Origin of the sequence: Ancylobacter moscoviensis, assembly GCF_007559435.1 — a bacterium.
Taxonomy (GTDB): Bacteria; Pseudomonadota; Alphaproteobacteria; order Rhizobiales; family Xanthobacteraceae; genus Ancylobacter; species Ancylobacter moscoviensis.
The window spans coordinates 1,148,348-1,164,110 of sequence record NZ_VMBP01000001.1; the positions used below are offsets into that span (position 1 = coordinate 1,148,348).

Here is a 15,763-nt window from a genome sequence, read left to right on the forward strand (position 1 = left end):
CCCGGATCGACTCTGCCGGCCGTCATTCCCGGGCTTGGCCCGGGAAGCCACGTCTTGCTTGCTGATCCAAAGGCGTGGGTGGCCGGGCCAAGCCCAGTCATGACGCCGTTCTTGTGGTGAGCCTCGTCTACTCCGCCGCCGCGCGGGTGGCGCGGTACTGGGCGAGCAAGGCGCGCAGGGCGGCCGGTCGCACCGGCTTGTTGAGCACGGCCATCTCCGTGGCGCGGGCGCCGTCGCGCACGCGCTTCGAGCGGTCGGCGGTGATCAGCACCGCCGGCAGCGACTGGCCGAGCTTCCAGCGCAGCTGCTTGGCGGCATCGATGCCGTCGCCCTTGTCGAGGTGGTAGTCGATCAGCAGCACGTCCGGCACGGCGCGGCGCTCGCGCAGCACGGCGAGGGCCTCGCTGATACCTGGCGCCTTGATCACATGGCAGCCCCAGCCCGAGACCAGCGTCTCCATGCCGTCGAGGATCGCCGGATCGTTGTCGATGCACAGCACGTTGAGGCCCTGAAGCGTCGCCACCGGCGCGGCCGGGCGGGGCGAGGGCTCCTCCATGGCGGGCATCGGCGGGGCGGAGGGCACCTCGATGGTGAACACGCTGCCTCTGCCGGGGATGGAGGTGAGCGAGATCGGATGGTCGAGCACGCGCGCGATGCGCTCCACGATGGAGAGGCCGAGCCCCAGTCCGCGGGCGGCCTTGGCGCCCTCGTCGAGCCGCTGGAACTCCTTGAAGATGAGCTTCTGCTTGCCCGACGGCACGCCGACGCCGGTATCGAGCACCTGCACGCGCAGCCGGCCGTGGTGGTGGCGCACGCCGATCAGCACGCGGCCGCGCGGCGTGTACTTGATGGCGTTGGAGACGAGATTCTGCAGCAGGCGGCGCAGCAGCCGGCGATCCGAGCGAACCGCCGCCGTGCTCGGCACGAAGGTCAGGCGCAATCCCTTTTCCTTCGCCATCGGCGCGAATTCGAGCTCGAGCTGGCGGAAGATCTCGTCGAGCCGCAACGGTGCGATGTCCGGCTTGAGCGCCCCGGCGTCGAGCCGCGAGATGTCGAGCAGGGCGCCGAGAATCTCCTCCACCGCCTCCAGGGAGGCATCGACATTGCGCGCCAGCCGGGTTTCCTCGCCGGCCTCGGCCCGCTCGACGAGGCTCGTGGCGTAGAGCCGCGCCGCGTTGAGCGGCTGCAGGATGTCGTGGCTGGCGGCGGCGAGGAAGCGGGTCTTGGAGATGTTGGCCTCGTCCGCCTCGGACTTCGCCTGGGCGAGCTGCGTGTTGAGCTTCTCCAGCGCCTTGGTGCGCTCGCGCACGCGCCGCTCCAGCGTCTCGTTGGCGCGCTCCAGCGCTTCGGCGGCCTCCACCGTCGGGGTGATGTCGGTGAAAGTCACCACCACCCCGCCATCGGGCATGGTGTTGACGCGCACTTCCATGACCACGCCCCGGGGGGCGAGGCGCTCCTGGAAGGCGACGTTGCGGCGGGCGTAGCGGGAGAGCTTTTCGCGTACGATCTCCTCGACCGGTCCCGGGCCGAACTGGCCGTTGGCGGCGTTGAAGCGGATGATCTGGTCGATGCCGACGCCGATGCGCAGGATTTCCGGCGGCAGGTCCAGCATCTCGCCGAACTGGCGGTTCCAGGTGACGAGCCTGAGGTCGCGGTCGAACACCGCGATACCCTGGCGGACATGGTCGAGCGCGGTCTGCAGGATCTCGCGGTTGTACTGGATGGCGGCCGAGGCATCGTCCAGCAGCTTGAGCGCCGCCTTGGTCGAGACGGTGCGCTTGCGCAGCATTAGCGACAGCACGAGGCGGGAGGAGGCCGCGCCGATGGCCGAGGCGAGCAGGTGCTCGGCGTAGCGGATGAGCTGGAAATCGGCCTCGCGGTTCGGCTCCAGCGAGACGCCGCGCATCGCCGAGACGCTCTCGAAGGAGGCGCGGGTGCGATCTTCGCCGAGATAGCGCGAGACGGTGGCGATGAGCTCGCCGACGGTGACGGGCGAGCGCCAGAGGCGGAAGCTCGGCGCCGAGGGGGCGTGCTCGCTCTGCACGAAGACGCTGGCCTGCAGCCGCTCGATCGGCGTCGGCTGGCGCATCAGCGAGACGGCGAAGAACACCAGCACATTGACGCTGAGGCTCCACAGAACGCCATGCACGAGCGGGTTGGCCTGCACCCCGAACAGCGCCTGCGGGCGCAGCATGGCGAGATCGAACGGGCCCCGCTCGAGCAGGGTGGTGGCGAACAGCCCGGCATCGACGAGATTGGGCAGCATCAGCGTGTAGGCCCACAGCGCGATGCCCGCGGCGATGCCGGCCAATGCGCCGCGCGCGGTGCCGCGCCGCCAGACCAGCCCGATCAGCAGGGCGGGGCCGAACTGGGCGACGGCGGCGAAGGAGAGCAGGCCGATCTGGGCAAGCTGCGCCTCGCCGGTGACGCGGTAGTAGAGATAGGCCAGCAGCAGGATGGCGACGATGGCGATGCGGCGCACCGTCAGCAGCCGGTGGCCCATGTCGACGGCGTCGGGCTGAGCGCTGGCGCGGCCCGCCTCCTCGGCCTCGCGCAGGCGCCGGCCGCGCACCATCAGCGGCATGAAGATGTCGTTCGACACCATCACCGCCAGCGCGACCGTCTCGACGATGACCATCGCGGTCGCCGCCGACAGGCCGCCGACGAAGGCGACGAGCGCCATGGCGTGTGCGCCGACCGAAAGCGGTAGGGTGACGACGTACATGTCGCCGTCGATGAAACCCGGCGGGAAGGCGACGAGGCCGGCGACCGCGATGGGGATGACGAAGATGTTGATGAGGACGAGGTAGAGCGGGAACAGCCAGCTCGCCTTGCGGATCTCCTGTTCGGAGGTGTTCTCCACCACCGCGACATGGAACTGGCGCGGCAGCAGCAGGATGGCGAGGGCCGACAGCAGCGTCATCGCGGCCCAGCTGCCGACCGAGGAGCCTTCCGTCAGCGTCGGCAGCACGCCCTTTGCCGCGGCCTGCTCGAACAGGTCGAAAGGCCCGGAGAACATGCCGAAGACGACGAACAGGCCGACCATCAGGAAGCTGACCAGCTTGACGATGGATTCGGTCGCCACCGCCAGCATCAGCCCTTCCTGGTGCTCGGTTGCGTCGATGTGGCGGGTGCCGAACAGCACGGCGAAGACCGCCATCGCCACGGCGATGGTCAGCGCGAGGTCGCCGACCATCGGGTAATGCAGCCCGAGCCCCTCGAAGTCGCCGAGCATGGCGAGCAGGGACGCCGAGACGGCCTTGAGCTGCAGGGCGATGTAGGGCAGCGAGCCGACGATGGCGACGCACGCCACAAGCGCCGCCACGCCCTGGCTCTTGCCGTAGCGAGCGGCGACGAAATCGGCGATCGAGGTGATGTTCTGCGCCTTGGCGAGACGCACGATGCGCAGCAGGAACGGCGTGCCGAGCGCGAAGACGAGGATCGGCCCGACATAGATGGTGAGGAAGTTCACGCCCTGCGTGGTGGCGAGGCCGACCGAGCCGAAGAACGTCCAGGAGGTGCAGTAGACGGCGAGCGACAGGGCGTAGATGTAGGGGCGGCCCTCACGTCCCCGGCGCGGGAGGCGCCGGTCGCCAAAGCTCGCCACGGCAAAGAGGAAGCCGATATAGACGAGCGCGACGACGATGATAGTCCATGCCTGAAGCATGCGTCTCCGGGCCTGTTGCTCCGCCTGCCAGCGCAGGGCCCTCGCGGGAAGGCCCCTAGGGCATCCCTTTATGCGCCGCGCCGGCGCGGATCGGCAAGCGGCGCGCAAGATGAGCGCCGTTCGCCGAACGGCAAGGGTTGCCGCTTCGCGCGGAGCGTATCAAAGTGAGCGAACGGGCTGGTGAATCGGGGGACCGACGTGGGGAAGATGCTGACGGAATTCCGCGAATTTGCGGTGAAGGGAAATGTGGTCGATCTCGCCATCGGCGTGATCATCGGCGCCGCCTTCGGGCGGATCGTCGAATCGATCGTCTCCGACCTGTTCATGCCGATCGTCGGTGCCATCCTCGGTGGCCTCGATTTCTCGAACTACTTCGTCGGCCTGTCGTCCAACGTCACGGCAACCAGCCTTGCCGCCGCGCGCGAGCAGGGCGCGGTGCTCGCCTACGGCAACTTCCTCACCATCGTCATCAACTTCCTCATCATCGCCTGGATCCTGTTCATGGTGGTGAAGGGAATCAACCGGTTGCGCCGCAACGCGGCGAGCGAGCCGCCGGCGCCGGCGGCCCCAACCAAGGAGGAGGTCCTCCTTACGGAAATTCGCGATATTCTCGCCAAAAAGGCGTGAACCGGCCTGAAATAGCCGGGAGTGCCGTGCTGTGTGTGCAGTGCGGCAAAGAGGGCTGGGACAGGGGCGCAAAACCGGTTAGAAGCCTTTCAATCTAACCGAGCGTATATCCATGGTTGCCTTCACACGCCTTTCGATCCCCGATGTCGTCCTCATCCAGCCGGTACGGCACGGCGATGATCGGGGCTATTTCTGCGAGACCTACAAGAAGTCCGCCTTCGACGATTTCGGCATCGACCTCACCTTCGTGCAGGACAACGAATCGCTCTCGCGCGAGGTGGGCGTCGTGCGCGGCCTGCACTTCCAGGCGCCGCCGATGGCACAGGCGAAACTGGTGCGCGCGGTGCGCGGCGCGATCTTCGATGTCGCGGTCGATATCCGCAAGGGATCGCCGAGCTACGGGAAGTGGGTCGGTGCGACGCTGACGGCGGAAAAGGGCGAGCAATTGTTCGTACCGCACGGTTTCGCGCACGGCTTCTGCACGTTGGAGCCCGATACCATCGTCGCCTATAAGGTGGACGCGCCCTATTCCCGCCCGCACGATGCCGGAATCCTGTGGGACGACCCGGATATCGGCATCGACTGGCCGGTGGGCGCGGACAGGGTGGTCCTGTCGGACAAGGACCGCCAGGCGCCACGGCTGCGTGACTACGCGACGCCCTTCGTCCTGTAATTTTCCTGCGGAACAAGAGCCTACATGACAAGCATCGTCTCCAGCACAACCCCCGGTGTGGCCCAGCGCGTCCTCGTCACCGGAGGTGCCGGTTTCATCGGCTCGGCCGTCGTGCGCCGCCTGGTGCGCCAGGGCCGTCAGGTGCTGACCTATGACAAGCTCACCTATGCTGGGAACCTTGCCTCCCTGGGCGAGGTACACAATCTGCCGGGGCACAGCTTCCTTCAGGCCGACGTTTGCGACGGGCAGGCCTTCCGTGCGGCCCTGCACGAGTTCCGCCCCGACCTCGTCATGCATCTCGCCGCCGAATCGCATGTCGACCGCTCGATCGACGGGCCGGGCGACTTCATCCGCACCAATATTGTCGGCACCTACACGCTGCTCGACGAATCGCTGCGCTACTGGCGTTCCCTCGACGGTGCCGCGCAGAAGCGCTTCCGCTTCCACCACATCTCGACCGACGAGGTGTACGGTACGCTCGGAGACGAGGGGCTGTTCCGCGAGGACACGCCCTACCAGCCGAATTCGCCCTATTCGGCGTCGAAGGCTTCCTCCGACCATCTCGTGCGGGCCTGGTTCCATACCTATGGCCTGCCGGTGGTGATGTCGAACTGCTCGAACAATTATGGGCCGTACCACTTCCCGGAAAAGCTGATCCCGCTGACCATCCTCAACGCGCTCGACGGCGCGCCGCTGCCGATCTACGGCAAGGGCGAGAACGTGCGCGACTGGCTGTATGTCGATGACCATGCCGCCGCGCTGGACCTGATCGCCACGCGCGGGCGGCTCGGCGAGAGCTACAATGTCGGCGGCAACAACGAGCGGCGGAACGTCGATGTGGTGCGCACCATTTGCACCATCATGGACCGCATCGTTCCCGACGTCCGGATCGGTTCGCGCGAGAAGCTCATCACCTTCGTCACCGACCGTCCCGGCCATGACGCGCGCTATGCCATCGACGCGACGAAGCTGAAGACCGAGCTCGGCTGGGTGCCGGACGAGACCTTCGAGAGCGGCATCGAGAAGACCGTGCGCTGGTATCTCGACAATACCGCCTGGTGGGAGCCGCTGAAGGCGCGCTACGACCGCCAGCGCATCGGGCTTTCCAAATGACGCGGGTGCTGCTGCTGGGGGCCGGTGGGCAGGTCGGGCGCGAGATCGCCGGGCTTGCGGCCGGGCGCGTCGCCGAGCTGGTGGCGCTGGACCATGCCGGGCTCGACATCACCGACGCGGCGGCGATCGACGTCGCGCTGACGGCGCACCGGCCGGACATCGTGATCAACGCTGCCGCTTATACGGCCGTCGACAAGGCGGAGAGCGAGCCGGAGAAGGCGCATCTGCTCAACGCCACGGCACCGGGGCTGGTGGCCGCCGCCTGCGCGCGGCACGGTGCCGGGCTGATCCACATCTCCACCGACTATGTGTTCGACGGCACCAAGGCGGGCGCCTATGTGGAGAGCGATCCCGTGGCGCCGCTGGGCGTCTACGGCGTCTCCAAGGAGGCCGGCGAGCGGGCGGTGCGCGCGGGCGTGGAGCGCCACCTCATCGTGCGTACCTCCTGGGTCTATGGCGTTCACGGCGCGAACTTCCTCAAGACCATGCTGCGGCTCGCGGGCGAGCGCGACAGGCTGACCATCGTCGCCGACCAGAGGGGCTGCCCGACCGCTACGCAGGACATTGCCGAGGGACTGCTTGCCGCCGCCCGGGCTTTGGCCGGCGGCGACATGGCGCCGGGCACCTATCACCTCGCCGGCACCGGCGCGACGACGTGGTTCGACTTCGCCCGCGCCATCATCGAGCGCGGCGCGGTTCATACCGGCCGCCGGCCCGAGGTGGTGCCGATCACGACAGCCGATTATCCCACGCCGGCCCGTCGACCCGCCAATTCCGAACTCGCCAGCGACCGGCTCGCCCATGCCATCGGCTTCCGCGCCGCACCCTGGCAGCAGCGCGCTGCCGAGGTCGTGGACCAGCTTCTCGCCTCTCCGGCGTCCTAGATCGAGATCCGACATGAAGGGCATCATCCTCGCCGGGGGCTCCGGCACCCGGCTTCACCCGATCACGCTGGCGGTCTCCAAGCAGCTGCTGCCGGTCTACGACAAGCCGATGATCTACTACCCGCTCTCCACGCTGATGATGGCGGGGATCCGGGACATACTGATCATCACCACGCCGCACGACAGCGCGCTGTTCCGGCACCTGCTGGGCGACGGATCGCCCTTCGGCATTTCCCTGAGCTACGCCGTGCAGGACAGCCCGCGCGGGCTCGCCGACGCCTTCATCGTCGGGCGCGACTTCATCGGTGACGAGCGTGTGGCGCTGGTGCTGGGCGACAATCTCTTCTTCGGCCACGGCCTGCCGGAGCTGCTGAAGGAAGCGGTGGCGCGCGAGACCGGCGCCACCGTGTTCGGCTATCCCGTGCACGACCCCGAGCGCTACGGCGTCGCCGAGATGGGCCCGGACGGGCGGGTGATCTCGCTGGAGGAGAAGCCGCTCAAGCCGAAGTCCAACCTCGCGGTGACGGGGCTCTATTTCTACGACAACCGGGTCGTGGAGATCGCCGCCGCGCTGAAGCCGTCGCCGCGCGGCGAGATCGAGATCACCGACGTGAACCGCGCCTATCTGGAGCGGGGCGAGCTCAACGTCTCGATGATGGGCCGCGGCTTCGCCTGGCTCGACACCGGCACGCCGGACTCGCTGATCGAGGCGGCGCAGTTCGTCCAGGTCATCCAGACCCGCCAGGGCCTGCGCATCGCCGCCCCGGAGGAAATCGCCTTCCGCGCCGGCTTCATCGACGCCGCCCAACTGCGCAAGCTGGGCGAGGCGCGGAAGAAGTCGGACTACGGGAAGTACCTCGTCCGGCTCGCGGACGAGGTGGGGGCCTGATCCTGCCGTAGTATCCCGCCGGAGTAGGCGGACTACGCCGGGCGGAGTGTTTCGTCCTTTGCGGATCCCAGCATGGCGCTCAGGAACCAGAGCGCGATGGCAATCCCGATCAGGGACGGCCAGGCGCGCAGCGCGCGACGTGTGGCCAGCCGGGTGATCCTTGCCATCTTTCCTTCGGTCGCGCTCTTCCCGAAGTGCTCGGGAGGAGTGCCGGGGGGAAGCACCTCGCGTGGGAGGACGGATCGGATGGTTGGGTCGGCAAGGAGCTGGCCCAAGCGGATGTAGTTTGGGTAAGGAATTTCAAGGAATGGCTTGTCCAGGTCGGCGAGGTTACCGGCAGCCAGATAGGTTCGCACATTCTGCATCTGGCGTTCGCTCTGGGTGGCCTTCGTTTCGAGGTCGCTCCTGACGCTCCCTTCGGCCGAATAGATCAGTCCGATGGAGACGAGGGCGAACCAAGCGGCCGACAGTATTTTCGCGAGCCATGCATTCACCGTCGGGCGGGTGGCTAGCCAGAACAGTGCCGCCACGTTCAGGGGCATGAGAATGATCACGAGGTCGAGGTAACGAGGCGCCGTGGCGGCCGCGGCCCGTCCATAGGCCAGTGACACCATTTGCAGCAGCCCCCACCCTGCCACCGCTATTACGAGCCATTGAAAGCTCGACATGCTGGCTGGGCGGCGCAGGCTATAGAGGCAAAAAACGATAAGGGGAGAATGCAGCAGCAGGCCGGGTCCATAGGCGGGCAGCTTATCGAACACGCCAACGATCTTCAGGGGAGCGAAGAGAAGCGGATATAGGGCGCCAAAGAACTGTTCGAATGACTGCGCCTTGAGCGATGCGTGATGTTCGACAACGCGTATGTTGGCGAGCATCGCGACCACTAATGCCACCAGAATGACGACGCCGATTCCTTCTCGCAACGTTCTGCGGCGCGCGCCCACGATGATCTGCAAGGCGCAGATGGATGCAGCAGCAAGGGCCGCGAACACACCTGAGGCCAGGGAGAAATAGGCACCGGCGCAGGCCGCTACTCCCAGCCACCAAGGGAGCGAGAGTGCCGCGTCTTTCGAGAAGATCATCAAGGCGAGGAAGGAGAGGATCAGCAGGAAATAGAACTGCGACTGGAAACCGGCGAGCGTGTTCTCCCAACCGAACGGGATGGAAAACAGCAGACCCGACGCGATGGCCAGCGGAAGCCGAAGGCCGGGTTCAAGCGCGCGCCCCAGCGCCCAGGTGAAAAGCACGGCGAAGGCCGCGTGCAAAAGGGCGTTGACGGTCATCTGGAGGATCGGATTCCATTCGCCCGCGAGTTCAAGCAGACCGAGCGCGAACAGGCGGGTGAGAAGAATGCGATGCTCATTGTGGGAGTCAATCAGGGTGCGCCAATGTAAGCCTCCCTCAATATATGGTTTGTATAGAAGCGCGCCTTCCGCGTCCCACTGATCCCAGAAAGGAACGATGCTTCCGTATTTCGAGACGACAAGAAACTTTGTACCGGCGACGAACAGAAACAAGCCGAGTAATGCGAAACGCCATGACGCGACCTTTATGTCTGTCGGGCTGGAGCCGTCATGGATGTTTGTCATAGCTGCAATACCTTCGGTCTGAACGTGAAAAGCTTATGTCCGTAATAGCTGGTGAATACCGGGCTGATGACGCCGATCGTGTGGGCGACGAGGTCGGGGTGCCAAGCGAAGCCTATCAGCGGGAAGAGCCAGTTCGCGAGGCCGACGCTGATCAGCCAGACCTGCGCAAGCGCCACCATATTAACCAGCGCGAAGCGCATATATTCATGGTGTACGGCTTGGCCCGAGCGCTCGAAGACGAAGAGGCGGGCGAGGATGTAGGCCGTCGTCATGCCGAAGAGATAGGCCACCACCACCGCGATCTCGAAGCTCATATAGAGCGACAGCAGCACCCGTGAGCCGATATTGACGCCAGCGGCGATGCCTCCAGTGACGATAAACCGGATGAAAGGGTTGCGAGTGAGCGAAGTCAGCATCGTAGCCTCGGGATCTCCGGGTGTGATGCAGGTCGCCGCCTCGCGACCGGGAAGGCGCTGATCGGCCGGCGGCCGGGTGGCTGATCAATTGGCGACATCATGTGCCATTCGCCGTCCAAGGCGCACGCTTTCGGCGATGCCGCGATCCTCGGGATAGTAGTAGCAGGTGTCCGCGATCTGAAGGCCGGCGATTGCCGTGCGGACCGGCGGGATCTTGTCGTAGAAGTTCGGCTCGCACACCGGCTGCGCATGACGCAGGCGGCCGACCTTGGCGTCCAGCAGGTCGTCGTCGGTGATCGCCGGATTGATCTTCCTGATGTAGCCGAAAGCCTCGCGGATGAAGGCGTCGTCATCCCACGCCCATTTCGGCTGCGTCACCGGCATGTAGTAGGGCACGTAGACGACCGTCTGCGGCGTGGGGCGCAGGTTGGAGAACTCGATGATGCCGGGGATCTCGATCTCCGGCTCCACGATGTTCACCCAGAAATGCGGCGTCACCGACTTCTTCAGCTTGAACAGCAGGCAGACCACGCCGATGTTCTTGATCGCGTCGTAGCGGGCCTTGTCGGTGTCCGAGAGGGCGGGAACCAGCCGGCTGATCAGCGGGGTCGGCACGGTGCAGATCACGGCGTCGGCAGGAAATTCGCGCCCGCCGGCGCGGACGCCGGTCACACGTCCGTCCGTCACCAGCACCTCCTGTGCCGGCGTGCCGAGATGGAGCCGCCCGCCGGCCGCCGCGAATCCGTCCACGAGCGCGTCGACCAGCGTCTGCGAGCCGCCGTCGATATAGCCGAGCTGTTCCCGGAAGATGTTCTTGCGCGACGTGCCGATGCGGCGCACCCGGGTGGCGATCCAGGAGGCGGAGACGTGGTCGGCATATTCGTAGAACTTCAGCTCCTGCAGCCGCTTCCAGAGCTTGTTGTAGACGGTCTTGCCCGAGCCGGCCTCGATCCACTGGCGGGAGGTGAGAGGCTCGATCTTGCGGAAGTTCCGCGCCCGCGTGGCGAGGAACATTTGCAGGCCCGTGCGGAACTTGTCGATCAGCCCGAGGTGGGGAAAGGTCAGCAGGGAGATCGGATCGCCCCATTTATGCAGGCTGCCGCCGATGCGATACGCCATCGAGGTGTCGCGCCAGCGCATCCTGTCGCCGATGCCGAGCTCCCGCATCAGCTCGAATGTCGGCGCGTCCGACTTGCAGACGAAATGGTAGAAGCGCTCGATCGACAGGCCGGAGAAGTCGAAATGCGCGGCCATGCCGCCGGCCTGGCTGTCGGCCTCGACGAGGTCAACGCTGTGGCCGAGCCGAGCTGCCTGCCACGCGGCTGCGAGCCCCATGGCGCCGGCGCCGATCACCACGACGCGCATCTTGCCGGTCTCTCCCTGGCCTGCCATGCGGCGCTTCCTTCTAGAATTCGAGAACGATCCGGCCATAGGCCGGGTCGAGGAAGGTTTCCTCCAGCGCCTGCCGGAGCGGCGTGCGGGTCACGCCGAAGGTGCCCGGCCAGTCAGCGACGGGAAACACTTCCGGAATGACCAGTGCCTCGAGCTGGCTGGTCGTGAAGGGCGGCTTGGCGTTGAAGCGTGCATAGAGCCAGAGCAGCCCCCAGAACACATGGTAGGGGATATGCACCAGCCGGGCGCGGGGCTTCACGATGTCATGGATCGTCGCGATCAGCTCGCCATAGGCGATCTTGTCGTGGCCGGAAATGTCGTGGACGCCGGTGGCGCGCGTGTCGAGGCTGGCGGCGATCACCGAGACGAAGTCGCCGACATAGAGCGGCTGGCGCGGATAATTCCCGTCGCCCGGAATGGGGAAGACCGGCGTGCGGTCCATGAAGCGGCGCAGCCAGCCCAGATGCTTGCGGTCGAACCACCCGAACATGAGTGTGGGACGCAGCACGACATGGGGAATGCCGCTTTCGACGAAGAGCTGCTCCTGCGCGGTCTTGGAGCGGGTGTAGAAGTCATCCGCGAGCGAATTCACCACCGACGAGGAGATGCCGACGAAATAGCCGATGCCGTGCCGGCGCATGGCGTCGAGGATCACTTCCGTGGCGCGCACATTGTTGGCCGTGAACTCGTCTTCGACCAGGCCGCCGATCTGCGCCTGATTGATCACCACGGCATCCGCACCCGCGAGGCTGTCGGTCCACGGGCCGGGTTGCGAGACGTCGGCCTCGATGATGGTGACATCCGGATGCACCTTCCGGAACAGCGCGACATTGGCCGCGTGCTTGTCGATGCCGACGAGTTCGATGTCCGGGCGGCCTTTCAGGCGGGCGACGAGGTTCTGGCCGACGAGGCCGGCGGCCCCGGTGACGACGATCTTTCGGGCGGTCATAGGTTCATCTTGTTGAAGATGGCGGACGGGATCAGTCTGACGATCAGCATGACGAGGCGCCAGCGGGCGGGCGCATACTGGACAGGGCCGCCCTTGTCTGCCGCACGGCGAACGATCACGGCGACCTGCTCGGCCGTCGCCCAGAGCGGGCCGCCCTTTTTCATGCCGGCGGTCATCGGGGTGTCGGTCGGGCCGGGCTTGACGACGACCGCCCGCGGCCCCTTGCCGGCGAAACGGTGGGCGATGCCCTCGATCAGCGCGGCGATGCCGGCCTTGGCGGCGCCGTAGACATAATTGGCCCGGCGTCCGCGATCGCCGGCCACCGAGCCGAGGACGACCAGCGAGCCGCTGCCGCGGCGCTCGAAATCCTCCGCCACGGCGAGCGACCACTGGGCCGGCGAGGTGAAGTTCGCCGCCATGATGCTCTCGGCCGCAGCCGAATCCTGTTCGGCGGTCGGCTGGTCGCCCAGCACGCCATAGGCGATGAGCACATGATCGAACGCGCCGTGCGTGGCGAGAAGACCCAGCCAGGCCTGCCGGGCGTCGTCGCGGACGAAATCAATCTGCGCGATATCGACGGCGGAGGCGCCGCGCAGCCGGAGATCGGCGGCGATCGCCTGCAGCCGTGCCGCGTTGCGCCCGGCCAGCACGAGCCGCGCGCCTTCGGCCGCGTACAGCCGGGCCGTGACTTCGGCGATGCCGGAGGTGGCTCCCAGAATGAGCACACGGAGGGGGGAGTGGGACATATCCGCTTCTATCCGTTCAGCTCTGCATCCGTCGCCAGAAGGAAGACGAGATGCCGGGATCGACATGTTGCGCGAACCGCTCCGCTGCCGGATAGCCGGCATGGAACAGATCCGGCGGAAGGCGTCCGTCCTTGGCCGGATAGAGACGTCCCTTCGCCTCGCGGACGATGGCGTCCAGTCGCGACAATAGGGCGAGTGTTTCAGGCCCACGGTTCGGAAAATCAAGGGCGAGCGTCGTGCCTTCCCGCGGAAAGGACAGGAGGCCGGGCGAGGCGACAGCGCCGAAGGTCTTCAACACCGCGAGGAAGGAGCCCGTTCCGGCGCGGGCGATCGTCCGCAGCATCTCGCGTGTCGCCTCCGGAGCGGCCTCGGGAGGCACCAGGCTCTGGTACTGGTACATGCCCCTGCGCCCATAGAGCCGGTTCCAGTTCCGGATGGCGTCGAGCGGATAGAAATAGGGATCGTAGGAGACGACGCGGCGCCCCGCCTTGGCCGCCCCAGCATAATGGTAAAGCCGGTTGAAGGCGGCGATCGAGTAGCGGTTGAGGGCGATTTCCGGAAAGTCGAACGGGATGGACGGCCCCTGGCGGCCGGCTACCTCGAGAGGTCCCTCCGCCGCGTGGTCGGCGAGGGTCAACAGGCCACGGCCGAGATCGTCGCCGCTGGCGAGACAGTCGATCCAGGCGACGGAATAGGCATGCGCGGCATCGCTGTCCCGCGCGAGGCGGAAGAACTCGCCGAGATTGGCAAAGGGGATGGTTTCGGTCGCCATGTGCGAGCTCGAGATCGGCTGCAACTCGACCGTCACCGTGGCGATGACGCCGGTAAGGCCGAGACCGCCGATCGTCGCGGCGAAAAGGCCGCTTTCGTCCTCCGGCGTCAGCTCGCGGTGCGAGCCGTCCGAACGCAGGAGAGTGAGCGCGCGGACCCATCGTCCGAAGGTGCCGGCGCCATGATGGTTCTTGCCGTGGACGTCGTTGGCCACGGCCCCGCCCAGCGTCACGAACTTGGTGCCCGGCGTGACCGGCAGGAAGAAGCCACGCGGAATGGCGCAAGCGAGGACCTGCGCGAGCGAGACGCCGGCTTCCGCCGTCAGGAGGCGCGTGGCCGGATCGAAAGCGATGAACCGGTCGAGCGCGGAGACGTCGATGAGGGCGCCGTCCGCGTTCAGGCAGCTGTCGCCATAGGACCGCCGCAGGCCGCCCGCCAGCACCTTGCCTGTCGAGGCGGCACCGGCGTGAAGCAGAGCGGGCAGCTCGTCGAGAAAGGCCGGCCGCGCAAGATCGTGCCGTGCGCGGAGCACGCGCCCCCACGAGACCAGCTGGTCGGTGTCGACGAAGCCGGTCACAGCGCGATCAGGAAGAAAAGGGCGACGAAGACGGCGAGGCCGCGGCTCGGCCAGTCGCGCAGGGCGAAGCTGACGGGGTCGTCGAGCATCTTGCCGCGATGGGTCAGCAGCCAGATGCGACCGAGCCAGATCGCCACCATCAGCGCGATGGCCCAGAGATATTGGGGCCGGCTGTAGCCGACGATGCGGAACGCCTCCTCGACCATGTACAGCACGAGGATGATGAGCGAGCCGAGGCCGGCGCCGATACCGAAGGCAAGCGTAAGCGGCCAGTCGTCGACTTCGTAGCCACGTGCCTTGAGCACGCCGCCCTTGAACTGGCGGGCCTGCACGATCTCCGTATGCCGCTTGGCCGTGGCGAGGGAGAAGAAGAAGAACATCGAGAAGGTCAGCAGCCAGATCGGCGCGGAGACGCCGAGCAGCGCGATCCCCATGACCAGCCGCAGCGTGAAAAGCGCCGCAATGATGAAGGTGTCGAGCAGCGGAATCCGCTTCAGCCCGAAGGAATAGGCGAGCGTGATGGCGAGATAGGCCACGAGCGTTGCCGCGAAGGCCGGGCTCAGCAGGGTTGCCGCAAGCAGAACCAGCGGAATGAGCACGATGGGAACGACCATCGCGTGCATCAACGGAATCGCTCCACTGGCGATGGGGCGAAAGCGCTTGGTCGGGTGCCGTCGGTCCGCGTCGAGATCGGCGAGATCGTTGATGAGATAGCTTGACGACGTCATCAGCAGCAGGAGGCAGAAGCCGGCCAGCGTCTGCAGGATGAGTCCGACATTCCCCCAGTCGTGCCCCAGGATCAGGGGTACGAACATCAGGACGTTCTTCGACCAGTGATGCACGCGCAGGGCACGCGGCCATGTGCGCAGCGGGCTCGGCCGCTCCGCGTGCGGGCGGAACTCGGCGATGACCGGCTTGCCGAGCTTGCGCGCCCGGCGTGCGACCTGCGCGCTCGCGCCGGCGAGGACGATGCCGTCGGCCAGCGCCCAGACGGACAGGTCCGCTGCATGGTCGCCGGCATAGATGAAACCGTCCGGGAAGCGCTGGGCAAGAAGCCGCGCTTTCGCGTCGCCCTTCAGATTGATGCCGTCATGGGTGGCGATCACCTCGTCGAAGATGCCGAGGTGATCGGCGACGCTTTGCGCGATGCGCCGGTCGGCCGCCGTGCAGAGCACGATATGGCTGCCGCGCTCCGCCTCGTCATGGAGAAAGCCGAGAATGTCCGCACAGGTGTGCAGGTTCTCCGGATCGAGCACGATATGGTCGGCACAGAACGCCTTGAAGGCCGCCTTTCCTTGGAAAAGGGCCAAGGCGAGCTGCGGCAGGAGCTTGGGCTTGCGGAAGACGAAACGCGCCAGCTGTTCGTGCAGGGAGTCGGACTTGATCAGCGTGTGGTCGAGGTCGACCACGATCACCCTGCGCGAAGCAACGGTGCTTGCCGCGACGGTGCTCATCCGCCTCTCCCTAAAA

The 15,763-nt window shown here is 66.4% G+C and carries 13 protein-coding genes; 5 read left to right on the forward strand and 8 right to left on the reverse strand.

What is annotated here, in order from left to right:
* Positions 1 to 127: 127 nt before the first annotated feature.
* Complete coding sequence (locus tag FO470_RS05340; protein ID WP_144341834.1) at positions 128 to 3,667, reverse strand: PAS domain-containing hybrid sensor histidine kinase/response regulator; 3,540 nt, start codon at positions 3,665 to 3,667, stop codon at positions 128 to 130.
* A 207-nt stretch (positions 3,668 to 3,874) separates the two neighbouring features.
* Between FO470_RS05340 and mscL the strand changes: the two genes are divergently transcribed.
* From mscL to rfbA, 5 genes are all read left to right on the forward strand, one after another.
* Positions 3,875 to 4,294, forward strand: coding sequence for a large conductance mechanosensitive channel protein MscL (gene mscL, locus FO470_RS05345; RefSeq protein WP_144341835.1), 420 nt, complete (start codon positions 3,875 to 3,877; stop codon positions 4,292 to 4,294).
* A 112-nt stretch (positions 4,295 to 4,406) separates the two neighbouring features.
* Positions 4,407 to 4,967 (forward strand): dTDP-4-dehydrorhamnose 3,5-epimerase, encoded by a 561-nt coding sequence (rfbC, locus tag FO470_RS05350; RefSeq protein WP_144341836.1) that lies wholly within the window; start codon positions 4,407 to 4,409, stop codon positions 4,965 to 4,967.
* Positions 4,968 to 4,991: 24 nt separating this feature from the next.
* The gene (gene rfbB / locus FO470_RS05355) at positions 4,992 to 6,080 is read left to right on the forward strand and encodes a dTDP-glucose 4,6-dehydratase (RefSeq protein ID WP_144341837.1); all 1,089 of its coding nucleotides are present in this window, start codon (positions 4,992 to 4,994) and stop codon (positions 6,078 to 6,080) included.
* Positions 6,077 to 6,964: a dTDP-4-dehydrorhamnose reductase gene (gene rfbD, locus FO470_RS05360; protein ID WP_144341838.1), complete on the forward strand. Its 888-nt coding sequence runs from the start codon at positions 6,077 to 6,079 to the stop codon at positions 6,962 to 6,964. Before rfbB ends, rfbD begins: the two co-directional genes overlap by 4 nt.
* A 13-nt stretch (positions 6,965 to 6,977) precedes the next feature.
* Complete coding sequence (rfbA, locus tag FO470_RS05365; protein ID WP_144341839.1) at positions 6,978 to 7,853, forward strand: glucose-1-phosphate thymidylyltransferase RfbA; 876 nt, start codon at positions 6,978 to 6,980, stop codon at positions 7,851 to 7,853.
* 32 nt (positions 7,854 to 7,885) lie between these two features.
* Here rfbA and FO470_RS05370 read toward each other — a convergent pair whose 3' ends face one another.
* From FO470_RS05370 to FO470_RS05400, 7 genes are all read right to left on the reverse strand, one after another.
* Positions 7,886 to 9,442 carry a hypothetical protein gene (locus FO470_RS05370; protein ID WP_144341840.1) on the reverse strand — a complete coding sequence of 519 codons (1,557 nt, stop codon included), beginning with the start codon at positions 9,440 to 9,442 and terminating at the stop codon, positions 7,886 to 7,888.
* The gene (locus FO470_RS05375) at positions 9,439 to 9,858 is read right to left on the reverse strand and encodes a GtrA family protein (protein ID WP_144341841.1); all 420 of its coding nucleotides are present in this window, start codon (positions 9,856 to 9,858) and stop codon (positions 9,439 to 9,441) included. The genes FO470_RS05370 and FO470_RS05375 overlap by 4 nt, the downstream gene beginning before the upstream one ends.
* 84 nt (positions 9,859 to 9,942) lie before the next feature.
* Positions 9,943 to 11,250: an NAD(P)/FAD-dependent oxidoreductase gene (locus FO470_RS05380; protein ID WP_210244898.1), complete on the reverse strand. Its 1,308-nt coding sequence runs from the start codon at positions 11,248 to 11,250 to the stop codon at positions 9,943 to 9,945.
* A gap of 13 nt (positions 11,251 to 11,263) precedes the next feature.
* Positions 11,264 to 12,199 (reverse strand): NAD-dependent epimerase/dehydratase family protein, encoded by a 936-nt coding sequence (locus FO470_RS05385; protein WP_144341842.1) that lies wholly within the window; start codon positions 12,197 to 12,199, stop codon positions 11,264 to 11,266.
* A complete protein-coding gene (locus FO470_RS05390; protein WP_246659476.1) occupies positions 12,196 to 13,011 on the reverse strand; it encodes an SDR family NAD(P)-dependent oxidoreductase in 816 nt (271 codons plus the stop codon). Before FO470_RS05390 ends, FO470_RS05385 begins: the two co-directional genes overlap by 4 nt.
* On the reverse strand, positions 12,962 to 14,293 hold the full coding sequence (locus FO470_RS05395; RefSeq protein ID WP_144341844.1) for an FAD-binding oxidoreductase: 1,332 nt from the start codon (positions 14,291 to 14,293) through the stop codon (positions 12,962 to 12,964). Before FO470_RS05395 ends, FO470_RS05390 begins: the two co-directional genes overlap by 50 nt.
* Positions 14,290 to 15,747, reverse strand: a complete 1,458-nt coding sequence (locus tag FO470_RS05400; protein WP_144341845.1) for a UbiA family prenyltransferase — start codon at positions 15,745 to 15,747, stop codon at positions 14,290 to 14,292. The genes FO470_RS05395 and FO470_RS05400 overlap by 4 nt, the downstream gene beginning before the upstream one ends.
* Between the last annotated feature and the right edge of the window lie 16 nt (positions 15,748 to 15,763).

Bases quoted from the DNA above. Each gene is read 5' to 3' on its own strand.
- FO470_RS05340 (WP_144341834.1), bottom strand. From the start codon at position 3,667: ATGCTTCAGGCATGGACTATCATCGTCGTCGCGCTCGTCTATATCGGC.
- mscL (WP_144341835.1), top strand. From the start codon at position 3,875: ATGCTGACGGAATTCCGCGAATTTGCGGTGAAGGGAAATGTGGTCGAT.
- rfbC (WP_144341836.1), top strand. From the start codon at position 4,407: ATGGTTGCCTTCACACGCCTTTCGATCCCCGATGTCGTCCTCATCCAG.
- rfbB (WP_144341837.1), top strand. From the start codon at position 4,992: ATGACAAGCATCGTCTCCAGCACAACCCCCGGTGTGGCCCAGCGCGTC.
- rfbD (WP_144341838.1), top strand. From the start codon at position 6,077: ATGACGCGGGTGCTGCTGCTGGGGGCCGGTGGGCAGGTCGGGCGCGAG.
- rfbA (WP_144341839.1), top strand. From the start codon at position 6,978: ATGAAGGGCATCATCCTCGCCGGGGGCTCCGGCACCCGGCTTCACCCG.
- FO470_RS05370 (WP_144341840.1), bottom strand. From the start codon at position 9,442: ATGACAAACATCCATGACGGCTCCAGCCCGACAGACATAAAGGTCGCG.
- FO470_RS05375 (WP_144341841.1), bottom strand. From the start codon at position 9,858: ATGCTGACTTCGCTCACTCGCAACCCTTTCATCCGGTTTATCGTCACT.
- FO470_RS05380 (WP_210244898.1), bottom strand. From the start codon at position 11,250: ATGGCAGGCCAGGGAGAGACCGGCAAGATGCGCGTCGTGGTGATCGGC.
- FO470_RS05385 (WP_144341842.1), bottom strand. From the start codon at position 12,199: ATGACCGCCCGAAAGATCGTCGTCACCGGGGCCGCCGGCCTCGTCGGC.
- FO470_RS05390 (WP_246659476.1), bottom strand. From the start codon at position 13,011: ATGTCGATCCCGGCATCTCGTCTTCCTTCTGGCGACGGATGCAGAGCT.
- FO470_RS05400 (WP_144341845.1), bottom strand. From the start codon at position 15,747: ATGAGCACCGTCGCGGCAAGCACCGTTGCTTCGCGCAGGGTGATCGTG.